Origin of the sequence: Streptomyces lienomycini (assembly GCF_027947595.1) — a bacterium.
GTDB lineage: Bacteria > Actinomycetota > Actinomycetes > Streptomycetales > Streptomycetaceae > Streptomyces > Streptomyces lienomycini.
Map to the genome: position 1 here is coordinate 6,086,950 of NZ_CP116257.1, position 13,992 is coordinate 6,100,941.

Here is a 13,992-nt window from a genome sequence, read left to right on the forward strand (position 1 = left end):
AAGAATCAAACGCTAGGGAGCCGGTCGTGTCCGCAGTCGCACCCGACGGACGCAAGATGCTGCGCCTGGAGGTCCGCAACAGCCAGACCCCCATCGAGCGCAAGCCCGAGTGGATCAAGACCCGGGCGAAAATGGGCCCCGAGTACACCAAGATGCAGAACCTCGTGAAGAGCGAGGGCCTGCACACGGTCTGCCAGGAAGCCGGCTGTCCCAACATCTACGAGTGCTGGGAGGACCGCGAGGCGACCTTCCTCATCGGTGGCGACCAGTGCACGCGGCGCTGCGACTTCTGCCAGATCGACACGGGCAGGCCCGAGGCGCTCGACCGCGACGAGCCGCGGCGCGTCGGGGAGTCCGTGGTCACCATGGACCTGAACTACGCCACCATCACCGGCGTCGCCCGCGACGACCTCCCGGACGGCGGCGCCTGGCTGTACGCGGAGACGGTGCGCCAGATCCACCAGCAGACGGCGGACCGCGAGGCGGGCCGCACCAAGGTGGAGCTGCTGGCCCCCGACTTCAACGCGGTGCCGGAGCTGCTGCGGGAGGTCTTCGACTCCCGCCCCGAGGTCTTCGCGCACAACGTCGAGACGGTCCCGCGGATCTTCAAGCGGATCCGCCCCGGCTTCCGCTACGAGCGCTCGCTGAAGGTCATCACCGACGCCCGTGACTACGGTCTGGTCACCAAGTCGAACCTGATCCTCGGCATGGGCGAGACCCGCGAGGAGATCAGCGAGGCGCTGAAGCAGCTGCACGACGCCGGCTGCGAGCTGATCACCATCACGCAGTACCTGCGCCCGTCCGTGCGCCACCACCCCGTGGAGCGCTGGGTCAAGCCGCAGGAGTTCGTGGAGCTGAAGGAGGAGGCCGAGCAGCTCGGCTTCTCCGGTGTGATGTCGGGTCCGCTGGTGCGTTCGTCCTACCGGGCCGGGCGGCTGTACGGAATGGCCATGGAGCAGCGCCGGTCCGCCACCGTGTGAATTCACGCACAAGGTGCTACCGGTCGGTAATGGCCGATGCGCCGCGGCCCCGACCGTCCTCGCAGCTGAGGGCACCGGTCGGGGCCGCGCGTGCGTCGCGGGGTCCGGCATCGGGGCTTCACGTCCGTTTGACCGGCGGGTCACGCCCTGGTAACACCAGTCAGTGACCCTGGAATCACAGCACGTACATCACCGCGTGCACCATCACGTACACCTGTCTCCGTACCCGGAGCCGTACCGAGGGGGGACCTCCACGATGCAGGCCGCGCCCGTTCGTGCCACCGCCGTCCGCGTCGGCGCCGTTCGCGCCACCGCCATCCCGTCGTTCACCACCGCCCTGCGGGCCGTCGAGTCGCTGCTGATGAGCGGCGGCCAGCGCACCGCCCGGCGCAACGCCTGGACCTCCGTGCTCGAGGACCGCCGCCGCGCCAAGGACCGGATCGAGACGGAGCGCGCGCTGCGCCAGTCCGTCGTCGGCCGCCCCTGACCGCGTCCCTCCCCCTCCCGCCGGGCACTGCCGTCGTCGGCGCTTTGCGGGGCACGTAGACTTCGTGCCATGGCGAGGAAGGAACCTGCAGCGGACGCTGCGAATCCCGGGCGACTGAAGCAGATCGCTCTGACCTACAAGATGACCCGCAAGGCCGACAAGAAGATCGGTCTTGTGCTCGCGGGTGTCGGCATCGTCGTCTTCGGTGTCCTCCTCGCGATCGGTTTCTTGATCGGTCACCCCATCTATCTGGGCATCCTGGGCGTGCTGCTCGCCTTCCTCGCGACGGCGATCGTCTTCGGGCGCCGGGCCGAGCGGGCGGCCTTCGGTCAGATGGAGGGACAGCCGGGCGCGGCGGCGGCCGTGCTGGACAACATCGGCCGCGGCTGGACGACCACCCCGGCGGTGGCGATGAACCGCAATCAGGACGTCGTGCACCGCGCGGTCGGCAAGGCCGGCATCGTGCTGGTCGCGGAGGGCAACCCGAACCGGGTGAAGTCCCTGCTCGCGGCCGAGAAGAAGAAGATGAACCGCATCGTCGCCGACGTGCCCGTGCACGATCTGGTGGTGGGCACCGGCGAGGGCCAGGTCGAGCTGAAGAAGCTGCGCACGACCATGCTCAAGCTCCCCCGCGTGCTGTCCGGCCCGCAGGTCACCGTGACCAACGACCGGCTGCGCGCCCTGGGCGACCTGATGAGCAACATGCCGCTGCCCAAGGGGCCGATGCCGAAGGGCATGCGCATGCCCCGCGGCGGCAACCCCAGGCAGCGCTGACCCCGTAGGACTTCGAACGCCGGTACGGCGAGGGGGCATCCGGATCGACTCCGGATGCCCCCTCGCCGTACCGGCGTCGCGGCGTGGGTCAGATCCGGACTTCCACCGTGCGCGCGACCCGGTCGTGCAGGCCGCGGCCGTCGCGGTCCCAGATCAGCGCCGGGAGGGCGAGGCACAGCAGGACCGTGCGCAGCAGGGCGCGCAGCGGGCTGGGGCGCCCCGTGGCCAGGTCCACCACGCGCAGCCCGAAGAGCCGCTTGCCCGGGGTGAAGCCGACCGTGCCGACGGTCAGCACGCCGAGCACGAAGAAGATCAGCAGGGCCCAGTTGCCCGTCGACTGGTTGTAGCCGTCCGTGATCAGGCCGTATGCGATCAGGAGGCACAGGGCCCAGTCGACGGCGACGGCCCCGATGCGCCGGCCCGGACGGGCGATCGAGCCCGGGCCCTCCTCGGGCAGACCGAGCTGCTCCCCCCGGTGTCCGAGGTCGGCGCCGGACTCCTCGATGGCCGCGCGCGGCCCGGAGAGCCACGATCCGATTGCTTGCCTGTTGTCCACCCGACCACGGTACTGCGCCCGTATACGTCCCGAGAACGGCGGGGTGTGAGGGGCCCCGATCCGACCTAGGCTGGGGGCGGAGCCGGTTAACTTCTGTGAAACAAATGGGTCACGCCCGAGAAATCACCCGTCCCTAGGGTCGAGGAAGCGTGTGCCACCCGCACTGGCCGCACGAACGATCTACCACCCCGGCGGGACGGTCGGGAGTAGGAGGAGCTGGATGTTCCAGAACGCCGACGACGCCAAGAAGTTCATCGCGGACGAGGACGTCAAGTTCGTCGACGTCCGGTTCTGCGACCTGCCGGGCGTCATGCAGCACTTCACGTTGCCCGCCGAGGCGTTCGACCCCGACGACGAGCAGGCCTTCGACGGATCCTCGATCCGCGGCTTCCAGGCCATCCACGAGTCGGACATGTCCCTGCGCCCCGACCTGTCCACCGCGCGCATCGACCCGTTCCGCCGGGACAAGACCCTCAACATCAACTTCTTCATCCACGACCCGATCACGGGCGAGCAGTACTCCCGCGACCCGCGGAACGTGGCGAAGAAGGCCGAGGCGTACCTGGCCTCCACGGGCATCGCCGACACGGCGTACTTCGGCCCGGAGGCGGAGTTCTACGTCTTCGACTCCGTCCGCTTCGCCACCCGCGAGAACGAGTCCTTCTACCACATCGACTCCGAGGCCGGCGCCTGGAACACCGGCGCGCTGGAGGACAACCGCGGCTACAAGGTCCGTTACAAGGGCGGCTACTTCCCGGTCCCGCCGGTCGACCACTTCGCCGACCTGCGCGCCGAGATGTCCCTGGAGCTGCAGCAGTCCGGCCTCCAGCTGGAGCGTCTGCACCACGAGGTGGGCACCGCCGGCCAGGCCGAGATCAACTACCGGTTCAACACGCTGCTCGCCGCCGCCGACGACCTGATGCTGTTCAAGTACATCGTCAAGAACGTGGCCTGGCGCAACGGCAAGACGGCGACCTTCATGCCGAAGCCGATCTTCGGTGACAACGGCTCGGGCATGCACGTCCACCAGTCGCTGTGGACGGGCGGCGAGCCGCTCTTCTACGACGAGCAGGGCTACGCGGGACTGTCGGACACCGCCCGCTACTACATCGGCGGCATCCTCAAGCACGCCCCGTCGCTGCTGGCCTTCACCAACCCGACGGTGAACTCCTACCACCGCCTGGTGCCGGGCTTCGAGGCGCCGGTGAACCTGGTGTACTCGCAGCGCAACCGCTCGGCCGCGATGCGTATCCCGATCACGGGTTCGAACCCGAAGGCCAAGCGCGTCGAGTTCCGCGCCCCGGACGCCTCCGGCAACCCGTACCTGGCGTTCTCGGCCCTGCTCCTCGCGGGCCTGGACGGCATCAAGAACAAGATCGAGCCGGCCGAGCCGATCGACAAGGACCTCTACGAGCTGGCTCCCGAGGAGCACGCGAACGTGGCGCAGGTCCCGACCTCCCTCGGCGCCGTCCTCGACCGTCTGGAGGCCGACCACGAGTTCCTGCTCCAGGGCGACGTGTTCACGCCGGACCTGATCGAGACGTGGATCGACTTCAAGCGCGCCAACGAGATCGCGCCGCTGCAGCTGCGTCCGCACCCGCACGAGTTCGAGATGTACTTCGACGTGTGACCGGACCGGGCCCCCGCCCGAGCCGTCCGGCGCCCCCGCCCCCTCTTCCCGGAGGGCGGGGGCGCCGTCGTGCGTGGCCGAAAACACTTCACAGGGTGCGGGCGTGCCGGGATCATGTCCCTAAGACGGTTGTTCGAGTCAGGGGGACGGGGAGAGTGCCGGAGATGCCGGACCGGAACGACGAGGAGCGCGAGTACGACCTGAGGTGGGCCGACGGTGCCGAGCACAAGGAGCCCTCGGCGCGCGCCCGCATGCTGGCCGCGCGCTGGAAGGAGAACCCTCCCGGGCCGGTCCCCTTCCGCGCCGATCCCGAGCACGTGCGCTCCGGGCGCCGGTCGTCGTGGGTGTCCACGGCCGTGGTGCTGGGCTGCGTGGCCGCGGTGATCGTGCTGCTCGGATACGTCAACTTCCGGGCGCCCTACTAGAGCCTTCGCCGGGTGCACACTGGACAGCGGGACGAGTGCCCGACTGTGAGGTGATGCAGATGCAGAGCCGCTTCCGGAGTGACCGGCGGTTGACCGTGCGCATGGGAATCACGCTGTTCCTGCTCGGTCTGCTGTACGTGGGGTTCGTCGCCGCGCTGATCGCGGTGCTGAAGTCCTGGGTGCTGGTCGTGGTGATCGTGGCGCTGGTGCTGGGGGCGCAGTACTGGTTCTCCGACCGGATCGCGCTGTTCGCGATGCGCGGCCGGGTCGTGGAGCGGGACGAGTACCCGGAGCTGCACGGGGTGGTGGACCGGCTGGCGGCGATGGCCGACATGCCGAAGCCGGTGGTCGCGGTGTCGGAGATGGAGATGCCGAACGCGTTCGCGACCGGCCGCAATCCGGACAACGCGGTGGTCTGCGTCACCTCCGGCCTGTTGCGGCGGCTGGAGCCCGCCGAGCTGGAGGGGGTGCTCGCGCACGAGCTGTCGCACGTGGCGCACAAGGACGTCGCGGTGATCACGGTGGCGTCCTTCCTCGGCGTGATCGCCGGACTGATCGTGCGCTTCGCCTTCTACTCGCAGCTCTTCGGCGGACGCCGGGACCAGAACACCATGGCCGTCCTGGCGGTCGTGATGGGTGTCTCCGCGGCCGTGTACGCGCTGAGTTTCCTGCTGATCCGGGCCCTGTCCCGGTACCGGGAGCTGGCGGCCGACCGCGCCGCCGCGCTGCTCACCGGGCGCCCCTCGGCCCTGGCGGCGGCCCTGACCAAGGTCACGGGCGACATCGCCCGGATCCCGACCAAGGACCTGCGGACCGCGCAGGCCTTCAACGCCTTCTACTTCACTCCCGCCTTCGGCTCCGAGCCCGGCATCAGCCGGTTCTTCGCCACCCATCCCAGCCTGGAGCAGCGGCTCGACCAGCTGGGCCGGATCTCCGCCGAGCTGGGCGAGGCGACGGCCCCCGGCAAGGCCTGAGGGGGGAAGGGGCAGGCATGGGGCTGCTGGACATTCTGCTCGGCCGGTCCAGGCCGGTGGCGCCCGACCTGGACCGTCTCTTCGCGCTGCCGTCGGCGGCGGTGAGCCTGGAGGCCGCGGCCGGGTTCACGCCGACCGGGCGGGGCGCGGTGTGCTTCGCCACGGTCGAGGGCGCCGCCTTCGAGCGCACGCACCGCGAGATCCGCGCCCTGCTGGACGCCGACGCCGGCCGGACCCCGGTGGAGCTGACCCACGACTCCTACGGCTACTCCTGGCTCGTCTCGCACCGCTCCCCGGGCGAGCTGCCGGAGCTGGTGAACGACCTGCACGCGGTGAACAGCACCCTGGAAGGGGGCGGTTTCGGCCCGCGGCTGCTCTGCTCGCTGGCGGGTTTCGCGGACGACGACGGGCGCCCGCTCGCCCTGGTCTACCTCTACAAGCGCGGCACGTTCTACCCCTTCGCGCCGCTGCCCGGCGGCCGGGAGCAGCGGGACAACGCGCTGGAGCTGCGGATTCGGTCGGTGCTCGCCGGTGAACTGCCGGTGGAGGGCGACCTGGGCCGCTGGTTCCCCGTGTGGGGGGCGCCCGGACTGTGACCGGGCGGGCGCCGCCGACTGTCGGTGGTCTGGTGCACGATGGCCCCACCGAGCACGCTAGGGACGGGCGGAGGCGCTGGCAATGGGCGACGGAACCAGGCACATCGGGACGGCGGAGCGGCGGGAGCGGCTGGCCCTGCGCCAGCGGCTGGCGGGCGCGGCCCGGGCGGGGAGCCCGGAGGAGGTCGCCGGGTCACTGGTCGCGCTGCACGGCACGGACCCCTCGACGGTGTATCTGGCCGTGGGCGCGCGGCTGGCGGACGCCGCGAAGACCGTGGGCGGGACGGAGCGTGCGCTGTACGAGGACGGGGTGCTGGTCCGGATGCACGGCATGCGGCACACCGTGTTCGTGTTCCCTACGGAGCTGACCGCGGTCGTGCACGCCTCCACGGGACGCACCGTCGCCGCCCGGGAGCGGTCCAGGCTGGTCAGGAACATGGCGGAGGCCGGGGCTCCGGACGCGGCCTGGCTGGCGGAGGTCGAGGAGTCGACGCTGGCCGCGCTGTCCCGGCGGGGTCAGGCCACGGCGGCCGAACTGGCTCGCGACGAGCCGCGTCTGAAGGAGCAGTTCGCGTACGCGGCCGGGAAGAGCTACGAGGGTGTGCACACCGTCTCCACCCGCCTGCTGAGGGTGCTGGGCGTGGAGGGCAAGGTGGTCAGGGGCCGCCCGCTGGGGTCGTGGACGTCCAGCCAGTTCCGCTGGGCACCGGCGCCCGAGCATCCCGAGCTGGACACCGGCGTGGCGCAGGCGGAGCTGTTGCGGCGCTGGCTCGAGGCGTGCGGCCCGGCGACCGAGGACGACCTCAAGTGGTGGACCGGGTGGCGGGTGACGGAGGTGCGCCGGGCGCTGGCCGCGATCGGCGCGGAGGCGGTCTCGCTGGACGAGGGCACGGGGTACGTCGTCTCCGGTGACACCGGTCCGGTCGCCGGGCCGGACGAGCCGTGGGCGGCGCTGCTGCCCGCCCTGGACCCGACCGCGATGGGCTGGCAGCGGCGGGACTGGTATCTCGCCCCCGAGCTGCGGCCGGTGCTGTTCGACCGCAGCGGCAACATCGGGCCGACGGTGTGGTGGAACGGCCGCGTCGTCGGCGGCTGGGCCCAGCGGCCCGACGGCGAGATCGTCTGGCGGATCCTGGACGGCGAGGGCGTCGGCGGCGGCGCGGAGGCCGCGATCGGGGCGGAGGCGGAGCGACTGGCGTCCTGGGTGGGCACGACTCGGATCACGCCCCGGTTCCGGACGCCGCTGGAACGGGAGTTGTCGGCGTAGAAGGGAAGGCCCCCTCGGCCCGGCGCTTGGGGCGCCGGCTCCCGAGGACGGCAACGCGGACGCCGGGCGCCCTCAGCGGGGAGGGCGCCCGGCGTCCGGCTTCACCGCGAGTACCGCATCAGCGCCCGCACCATGTGGCACGTGGTGTCCGACGGCGGGTGAACCCCGATGGTCAGCGCGGCGCTCCGTATCCTCTCGTTGCGCGCCTGGTCGGGCAGGTGGACGCCGGAGTCGAGCAGGGCGATGGCGAGCCGCATCGCCTTGAGCCGGCGGTTGTGCGTGACGTACCACTCGCGGGGACGGCCCGCGGGCAGCGGACGCTTCTCGACGGGTTCGTACGGCACGTCGAGCAGGACGGGCCGCTTGGCGGTGGACTGGGTGGGCAGCGGCTTCGGCTTCAGTGCGGCAGCGGGCACGGGCATCCTCCAGTCGCGGTCAGGGCGCCGTCCGGGCCTCCCGGCGACACCCTCGAACACTGCTTCCATTTTACTGCCCACCACTGACAAAAGCCCCTGGCCACAACGGCTTTCGGGGTGTCTGTGACGCACGTGGTGAACGAGTTCCCGTGCCCCTCGGGCTACCGTGTGCGCCATGGAGATCTGGATCAATCCGGCGTGTTCGAAGTGCCGCAGCGCGATCAGTCTGCTCGACGCCGAGGGGGCCGACTACACCGTCCGCCGCTACCTGGACGACGTGCCGAGCGCGGCGGAGATCCGCGAGGTGCTCACCCGCCTCGGACTCGAACCCTGGGACATCACCCGCACCCAGGAGGCGGACGCCGGGGAGCTGGGGATCAAGGACTGGCCGCGTGACGAGGGGTCGCGCGAGCGGTGGATCACCGCGCTCACCGAGCACCCCAAGCTGATCCAGCGCCCGATCATCACGGCCGACGACGGAACGGCCGTCGTGGGCCGCACCGACGAGGCGGTCCGGGACGCGCTGTCCCGCTAGCCGGGGACGCCCCGAGGCGGGCGGGGCGCGACGCGGGTGAGGCTCAGTCGCCCGGCGCGGTGAGGAAGTCGGCGAGGCGGTGGCCCAGTTCGGCCGGCGCGCACTGCGGCAGCGCGTGATGGGAGATGTCCGGCAGGACGGCCGTCCGCACCCGGGGCAGCAGCTCGCGCGCCCGGGCCGCCACCTCGGCCGGGTCGTGGGCCCCGCTGTTCGCGGCCACGAGCACCAGGACCGGGAGGTCCAGTGCGCGCAGCGCCTGCGGGGCGGGGCGCGGCCCGGTCACCGGCCTGCGTTCGGGGAAGCCGACGGCGGCCTCCTGGAGGGCGAGCCAGTCGGCGTCGAGCGGGGTCGCGCCGGTCTCCCGGTCCAGGAAGGCACGGACCCGGCGGGGCGTGGGCCGCAGCAGCATCGGCAGCGCCCGGAGCAGGTAGGCCGCCCTGAACCCGGCGAAGCACCGGGTCGGGTCCAGGAGGAACAGGCGGCGTACCCGGTCGGGTGCGTGCAGGGCGTGGTGCAGGGCGATCCAGGCGCCGTAGGAGTGCCCGCCGAGGTCCGTCTCCCCGATGCCGAGGCCGTCGAGGACCGCGTCCAGCCAGTCGGTGAGGTCGGCGACCGTACGGGGGTGGCGCTCCCCGGCCGGTGTGCTGCGGCCGGGGGCGCCGACCAGGTCGACGGCGTGGACGCGGTGGGTGCGGGACAGCGCGGCCGCCTGGGCGTACCAGGAGGCGGAGGTCGCCGCGCCGCCGCCCGGCAGCAGTACGAGGGGGCGGCCGTCGGCCGGGCCACTCACGTGGACGTGGGTGTCGCCGAAGGGGGTGGGCACCGTCACCGGCCCGGTTCCCTCGGGCCATTTGGCCATGACCTTGTCGTAGGCGTCGTGGAAACGTGCGGCGTCGTACGGACCGCGAGCGCTCATGCGTGGTGCCCCCTGTTTCGCCTGCTCCCTGTTCCTGCTCCTCCAGTATTATCTCGCTGAACGAGATACTTGTCGAGCGAGACGAAAACGGAGGGCTGACCCCATGACCGACCCCGGGACGGAGATGGAGATCGTCCATCTGCTGCGCGCGGTCACCGTCGAACTGGGGGCGCACAGCGCCCGGTTCGCGCAGCGCAACGGCATGCACCCCACCGACGTCCGCGCGCTCATCGTGCTCATGGACGCCGCGCGGGCCGACGAGGCGATGACCGCCGGCCGCCTGGGTGCCGCGCTCGGGCTGAACTCCGCGGGGGCGACGGCGCTGGTCGACCGGCTGGAGCGGGCCGGTCACGTGCGCCGGGTGCGCGACGCACGGGACCGGCGCAGGGTCACCGTCGAGGTGGACGAGCGGGCCGTCGGCCTGGGCCAGGCCCACTTCGGGCCGCTGATCGGGCGTGCGGTGGAACTGCTGCGCGGGTACGACGCGCGGGAACTGGCGGCGATCAGGGGCTTCCTGACCGGAGTGCGGGAGGCGGCCGAGGAGGGCGGGGCCGGGCACCGCGACCCCGCACGGCCCCGTGAACCGCACCACAACGACGCCGGGTAACACGGGGTTCACACACGGGCAACGGTCGGGAAATCGCCCGTTGCCACGCTGCTCGGCAGTGGACGCGGCGCCCCGGTGCCGCACGCCGCAGCACCCGCGAACGCGCCCAGACCCACCCCGAAGGATGTGGCCCCGTGACCTTCAAGGCTGAGTACATCTGGATCGACGGCACCGAGCCGACGGCCAAGCTCCGTTCCAAGACGAAGATCATCACGGACGCCCCCGCCGGCCTGGACGCCCTGCCGGTCTGGGGCTTCGACGGCTCCTCCACCAACCAGGCCGAGGGCGGCTCCTCGGACTGCGTGCTGAAGCCGGTCTTCTCCTGCCCCGACCCGCTCCGCGGCGGCGACGACATCCTGGTGCTGTGCGAGGTCCTGGACACGGACCTGACGCCGCACCCCAGCAACACCCGCGCCGAACTGGCCGAGGTGTCGGAGCGCTTCGCCGCGCAGGAGCCGGTCTTCGGCATCGAGCAGGAGTACACGTTCTTCAAGGGCGCCCGCCCGCTCGGCTTCCCCGAGGGCGGCTTCCCGGCCGCGCAGGGCGGCTACTACTGCGGTGTCGGCTCGGACGAGATCTTCGGCCGCGACGTCGTCGAGGCCCACCTGGAGAACTGCCTGAAGGCCGGTCTCGGCATCTCCGGCATCAACGCCGAGGTCATGCCCGGCCAGTGGGAGTTCCAGGTCGGCCCGCTGGCCCCGCTGGACGTCTCCGACCAGCTGTGGGTGGCCCGCTGGCTGCTCTACCGCACGGCCGAGGACTTCGAGGTCTCCGCCACCCTCGACCCCAAGCCGGTCAAGGGCGACTGGAACGGCGCGGGCGCGCACACCAACTTCTCCACCAGGGCGATGCGCGAAGGACCCGAGGGGTATGCCGCGATCATCACCGCCGCCGAGTCCCTCGGTGAGGGCTCCAAGCCGATGGACCACGTCAAGAACTACGGCGCCGGCATCGACGACCGCCTCACCGGCCTGCACGAGACCGCCCCGTGGAACGAGTACTCCTACGGCGTCTCCGACCGCGGTGCCTCGGTGCGCATCCCGTGGCAGGTCGAGAAGGACGGCAAGGGCTACATCGAGGACCGCCGCCCCAACGCCAACGTCGACCCGTACGTGGTGACGCGGCTGCTCGTCGACACCTGCTGCGCGGCGCTGGAGAAGGCCGGCCAGGTCTGAGCCCGGCCGCGCTGCCAGTGGTATCGGCCACGCCGACGACCGCTTCCTGGTGGTGCAGCGGATACCGGACGTCCCCCACGTGTTCGCGCAGGTGTGGCACGAGGAGGGCGGGGAGTACCGGCCGGGCCCGCCAGGAGCCCGGCTGGGACGCGGGCGTCGACTGGCGCTGCGGGTACGACAGCCGCAGGGCACTGGTCGCGACCGTGCGGGACCACCGGGACCCGGACACCGGTGACGCATGGCCGGTGTCCCGCTCCCAGGCCTGGCGGTTGGCGGACCGGCTGTGGCTGGAGCGGCTGGCCGAGCAGGAGACCTGGGGCGAGGAGACCACCGGCCCCGACCGGCTCACCCGCGTCTTCGAGGCCCTGGACTTCCACCGGCAGAGCACCGAGGCCGCCGCCGAGGGGCACGGACTCGTGCTGCGCCACGGCGGTTTCGACGGTTTCGAGGAGACGACCACGGCCGTCGGACACGAGGTCGTGGCGGCGTTCGCCGGGTCCGGGCTGTCCACCCGGGGGGACGGCGACCCGGGCACCGCCGTCTTGGTCACCCCGCTGAACTGGCGCAAACGGCTGGCGGGACGACCGGCCCGGCGGCTGGTTCACGCCGGCCGGCGTCCACACCCTGAGAGGAGTCTCCTCTCCCCCGCCGCCGTCTGCTTCAATGGGCCCATGGCCAGCTTCCGGAAGTACGCAGCGACGGGTCGCCATGACCTCGAGCCGTTCTGGCCTTCCCGTCAGCACGACGACTTCGACCGGGTGTGTTGCCGCGCGACGACCGCGCCGGCCCGCTAGAACGCCGAACACCCCAGGCCTTCCACGCCTTCGCCGGTGCGCACGACGTACGTCCCGCGACGCGCCCGACCATGAACTCGCGCCCGTCGCTCCTCCCGACGAACCTCTCGCGCGAAAGAGCTGACGTCTCATGGCGACCACCCGTTCCCTGTCCACCGTCACCCTCGACTCCCCCACCCACGCCCCCGGCGCCGCCCCCTCCGCCCTCCCGGGCGCCGGCGGCCCCCGGCACCGGCTGCGCGCCGTCGACCGGGACGAGGTGGTGGACGTCGCGGACCTGCTGCCGCCGGGCGCCACCTGGATGCCCGCACCCCAGCACACCCTGCCGGCGCTGCCGGGCCGGCCCCCGATGGTCGGATACCTGGTCCTCGTCCCCGCCGACCGGCAGCCGCCGTTCCGGCCACTGGGCGGGACCGACCCGGCGCCGGTGGGCGGCGCCGACGGTGCGCGGGGACAGGGCGGGGACCCGCTCGTCCGGATCGATGCCGCACGGCGCACCGCGGCCGTCGACGGACGCGAACTCGACCTGACCTACCTGGAGTTCGAACTGCTCGCCCATCTCGTGACCCACCCGCACCGGGTGCACACCCGCGATCAGCTGGTCACCACGGTGTGGGGCTACGGACATGTGGGCGACGGCCGCACCGTCGACGTGCACGTGGCCCGGCTGCGCCGCAAGCTCGGCGCGGAGCACCGGCAGACGATCCAGACCGTGCGGCGCGTCGGCTACAAGTACACGCCGCCCACCGGACGCTGACCCCGCGCACCTCTCTGCCGAGGGCAGAGAAACGTTCCCCGGGGCCGCCGCACCGGGCACAGTGACCGGCATGAGGCTACTGGTGCTGGGCGGTACGGAGTTCGTGGGGCGGGCCGTGGTCGAGGCGGCGCTCGGCCGCGGCTGGGAGGTGACCGTCCTGCACCGCGGGCGGCACGCCCCGCCGCCGGGGGTGCGGGCGTTGCACGGCGACCGCACCGCGCCCGACGGGCTCGCCGCCCTGGCCCGGGGCACCTGGGACGCCGTCGTCGACACCTGGTCGGCGGCGCCCCGCGCCGTACGGGACGCGGCGCGGCTGCTGCGGGGCCGCGCCGGACGGTACGTGTACGTGTCAAGCTGCTCGGTGTACGCCTGGGCCCCGCCCGCCGGGTACGCCGAGGACGCCCCGCTCGTCGAGGGCGCCTCGGCGGACGCCGGCCGGCGCGACTACGCCCGGGACAAGCGGGGCGCCGAGCTGGCCGTCCTGGACGCCTTCGGCGCGGACCGCTCGGTGCTCGTGCGGGCCGGGCTGATCCTCGGTCCGTACGAGAACGTCGGCCGGCTGCCGTGGTGGCTGGACCGCGTCGCCCGCGGCGGCCCCGTCCTGGCCCCGGGCCCGCGTGAGCTGCCCCTGCAGTACGTCGACGTCCGCGACCTCGCCGACTGGACGCTCGGCGCGGTCGAGCGGGAGCTGAGCGGACCGTACAACCTGGCCTCGCCGCCGGGGCACGCCACCATGGGCGGCCTGCTCGACGCCTGCGCGGGAGCCACCGGCGGCGCGGCGGAGCTGCGGTGGACCGCGCCCGAGACGGTCCTCGCCGCCGGCATCGAGCCGTGGGGGCAGCTGCCGGTGTGGACGCCGCCGGGCAGCGACCTGCACGACGCCCTGCAGAGCGCGGACGTCTCCCGCGCCCTGGCGACGGGGCTCACCTGCCGTTCGGTGGGCGACACCGTCACCGACACCTGGGCCTGGCTGCGCGGCATCGGCGGCACGGCGCCCCGGCGCCCGGACCGGCCGCCGGTCGGCCTGGACGCGGAGACGGAGGCGAAGGTCCTCGCCGCCGACGGGCCCGGCGGGGGTGTATCTGGCACCACCCCCTGATCGG

Annotated in this window: 16 protein-coding genes and 1 pseudogene; 14 read left to right on the forward strand and 3 right to left on the reverse strand. The window is 72.4% G+C overall.

Going from position 1 to position 13,992, the window contains the following annotated elements:
- Nucleotides 1-26: 26 nt before the first annotated feature.
- The 3 genes from lipA (at nucleotide 27) to BJ961_RS27765 (ending at nucleotide 2,241) form a co-directional block, all read left to right on the forward strand.
- Nucleotides 27-980 carry a lipoyl synthase gene (lipA, locus tag BJ961_RS27755; RefSeq protein WP_271415522.1) on the forward strand — a complete coding sequence of 318 codons (954 nt, stop codon included), beginning with the start codon at nucleotides 27-29 and terminating at the stop codon, nucleotides 978-980.
- Nucleotides 981-1,236: 256 nt separating this feature from the next.
- Nucleotides 1,237-1,467 (forward strand): SCO2195 family GlnR-regulated protein, encoded by a 231-nt coding sequence (locus BJ961_RS27760; protein WP_271415523.1) that lies wholly within the window; start codon nucleotides 1,237-1,239, stop codon nucleotides 1,465-1,467.
- A 69-nt stretch (nucleotides 1,468-1,536) separates the two neighbouring features.
- Nucleotides 1,537-2,241, forward strand: coding sequence for a DUF4191 domain-containing protein (locus tag BJ961_RS27765; protein WP_271415524.1), 705 nt, complete (start codon nucleotides 1,537-1,539; stop codon nucleotides 2,239-2,241).
- A gap of 88 nt (nucleotides 2,242-2,329) precedes the next feature.
- Here BJ961_RS27765 and BJ961_RS27770 read toward each other — a convergent pair whose 3' ends face one another.
- The gene (locus BJ961_RS27770) at nucleotides 2,330-2,797 is read right to left on the reverse strand and encodes an RDD family protein (RefSeq protein WP_271415525.1); all 468 of its coding nucleotides are present in this window, start codon (nucleotides 2,795-2,797) and stop codon (nucleotides 2,330-2,332) included.
- Between the two features lie 220 nt (nucleotides 2,798-3,017).
- Between BJ961_RS27770 and glnA the strand changes: the two genes are divergently transcribed.
- From glnA to BJ961_RS27795, 5 genes are all read left to right on the forward strand, one after another.
- Entirely contained in the window at nucleotides 3,018-4,427 is a 1,410-nt protein-coding gene (gene glnA / locus BJ961_RS27775; protein WP_271415526.1) for a type I glutamate--ammonia ligase, read from the forward strand.
- Nucleotides 4,428-4,591: 164 nt separating this feature from the next.
- Nucleotides 4,592-4,852 carry an SCO2583/SCO2584 N-terminal domain-containing protein gene (locus BJ961_RS27780; protein ID WP_271415527.1) on the forward strand — a complete coding sequence of 87 codons (261 nt, stop codon included), beginning with the start codon at nucleotides 4,592-4,594 and terminating at the stop codon, nucleotides 4,850-4,852.
- Nucleotides 4,853-4,911: 59 nt separating this feature from the next.
- Nucleotides 4,912-5,826: a zinc metalloprotease HtpX gene (gene htpX / locus BJ961_RS27785; protein ID WP_271417188.1), complete on the forward strand. Its 915-nt coding sequence runs from the start codon at nucleotides 4,912-4,914 to the stop codon at nucleotides 5,824-5,826.
- Nucleotides 5,827-5,843: 17 nt separating this feature from the next.
- Nucleotides 5,844-6,422 (forward strand): PspA-associated protein PspAB, encoded by a 579-nt coding sequence (pspAB, locus tag BJ961_RS27790; protein WP_271415528.1) that lies wholly within the window; start codon nucleotides 5,844-5,846, stop codon nucleotides 6,420-6,422.
- Between the two features lie 82 nt (nucleotides 6,423-6,504).
- Entirely contained in the window at nucleotides 6,505-7,689 is a 1,185-nt protein-coding gene (locus BJ961_RS27795; protein WP_271415529.1) for a winged helix DNA-binding domain-containing protein, read from the forward strand.
- Between the two features lie 101 nt (nucleotides 7,690-7,790).
- Here the strand turns inward: BJ961_RS27795 and BJ961_RS27800 are convergent, their stop codons facing one another.
- On the reverse strand, nucleotides 7,791-8,105 hold the full coding sequence (locus tag BJ961_RS27800) for a hypothetical protein (protein WP_271415530.1): 315 nt from the start codon (nucleotides 8,103-8,105) through the stop codon (nucleotides 7,791-7,793).
- Nucleotides 8,106-8,280: 175 nt separating this feature from the next.
- Between BJ961_RS27800 and BJ961_RS27805 the strand changes: the two genes are divergently transcribed.
- Complete coding sequence (locus BJ961_RS27805; RefSeq protein ID WP_271415531.1) at nucleotides 8,281-8,640, forward strand: arsenate reductase family protein; 360 nt, start codon at nucleotides 8,281-8,283, stop codon at nucleotides 8,638-8,640.
- A 43-nt stretch (nucleotides 8,641-8,683) separates the two neighbouring features.
- Here the strand turns inward: BJ961_RS27805 and BJ961_RS27810 are convergent, their stop codons facing one another.
- The gene (locus BJ961_RS27810; protein ID WP_271415532.1) at nucleotides 8,684-9,556 is read right to left on the reverse strand and encodes an alpha/beta fold hydrolase; all 873 of its coding nucleotides are present in this window, start codon (nucleotides 9,554-9,556) and stop codon (nucleotides 8,684-8,686) included.
- A gap of 103 nt (nucleotides 9,557-9,659) precedes the next feature.
- Between BJ961_RS27810 and BJ961_RS27815 the strand changes: the two genes are divergently transcribed.
- From BJ961_RS27815 to BJ961_RS27835, 5 genes and pseudogenes are all read left to right on the forward strand, one after another.
- Nucleotides 9,660-10,163, forward strand: a complete 504-nt coding sequence (locus BJ961_RS27815; protein WP_271415533.1) for a MarR family transcriptional regulator — start codon at nucleotides 9,660-9,662, stop codon at nucleotides 10,161-10,163.
- Between the two features lie 134 nt (nucleotides 10,164-10,297).
- Nucleotides 10,298-11,338, forward strand: a complete 1,041-nt coding sequence (gene glnII, locus BJ961_RS27820; protein WP_271415534.1) for a glutamine synthetase — start codon at nucleotides 10,298-10,300, stop codon at nucleotides 11,336-11,338.
- Nucleotides 11,339-11,502: 164 nt separating this feature from the next.
- A pseudogene (locus BJ961_RS27825) lies at nucleotides 11,503-11,919 on the forward strand (DUF6891 domain-containing protein); the annotation flags it as partial.
- A 343-nt stretch (nucleotides 11,920-12,262) separates the two neighbouring features.
- The gene (locus BJ961_RS27830) at nucleotides 12,263-12,889 is read left to right on the forward strand and encodes a winged helix-turn-helix domain-containing protein (protein ID WP_271415535.1); all 627 of its coding nucleotides are present in this window, start codon (nucleotides 12,263-12,265) and stop codon (nucleotides 12,887-12,889) included.
- A 70-nt stretch (nucleotides 12,890-12,959) separates the two neighbouring features.
- Nucleotides 12,960-13,988, forward strand: a complete 1,029-nt coding sequence (locus BJ961_RS27835) for an SDR family oxidoreductase (RefSeq protein WP_271415536.1) — start codon at nucleotides 12,960-12,962, stop codon at nucleotides 13,986-13,988.
- Nucleotides 13,989-13,992 lie beyond the last annotated feature (4 nt).

Coding starts and splice junctions, on each gene's coding strand:
- BJ961_RS27760 (WP_271415523.1), top strand. CDS start 1,237: ATGCAGGCCGCGCCCGTTCGTGCCACCGCCGTCCGCGTCGGCGCCGTT.
- BJ961_RS27765 (WP_271415524.1), top strand. CDS start 1,537: ATGGCGAGGAAGGAACCTGCAGCGGACGCTGCGAATCCCGGGCGACTG.
- glnA (WP_271415526.1), top strand. CDS start 3,018: ATGTTCCAGAACGCCGACGACGCCAAGAAGTTCATCGCGGACGAGGAC.
- BJ961_RS27780 (WP_271415527.1), top strand. CDS start 4,592: ATGCCGGACCGGAACGACGAGGAGCGCGAGTACGACCTGAGGTGGGCC.
- htpX (WP_271417188.1), top strand. CDS start 4,912: ATGCAGAGCCGCTTCCGGAGTGACCGGCGGTTGACCGTGCGCATGGGA.
- pspAB (WP_271415528.1), top strand. CDS start 5,844: ATGGGGCTGCTGGACATTCTGCTCGGCCGGTCCAGGCCGGTGGCGCCC.
- BJ961_RS27795 (WP_271415529.1), top strand. CDS start 6,505: ATGGGCGACGGAACCAGGCACATCGGGACGGCGGAGCGGCGGGAGCGG.
- BJ961_RS27805 (WP_271415531.1), top strand. CDS start 8,281: ATGGAGATCTGGATCAATCCGGCGTGTTCGAAGTGCCGCAGCGCGATC.
- BJ961_RS27810 (WP_271415532.1), bottom strand. CDS start 9,556: ATGAGCGCTCGCGGTCCGTACGACGCCGCACGTTTCCACGACGCCTAC.
- BJ961_RS27815 (WP_271415533.1), top strand. CDS start 9,660: ATGACCGACCCCGGGACGGAGATGGAGATCGTCCATCTGCTGCGCGCG.
- BJ961_RS27830 (WP_271415535.1), top strand. CDS start 12,263: ATGGCGACCACCCGTTCCCTGTCCACCGTCACCCTCGACTCCCCCACC.
- BJ961_RS27835 (WP_271415536.1), top strand. CDS start 12,960: ATGAGGCTACTGGTGCTGGGCGGTACGGAGTTCGTGGGGCGGGCCGTG.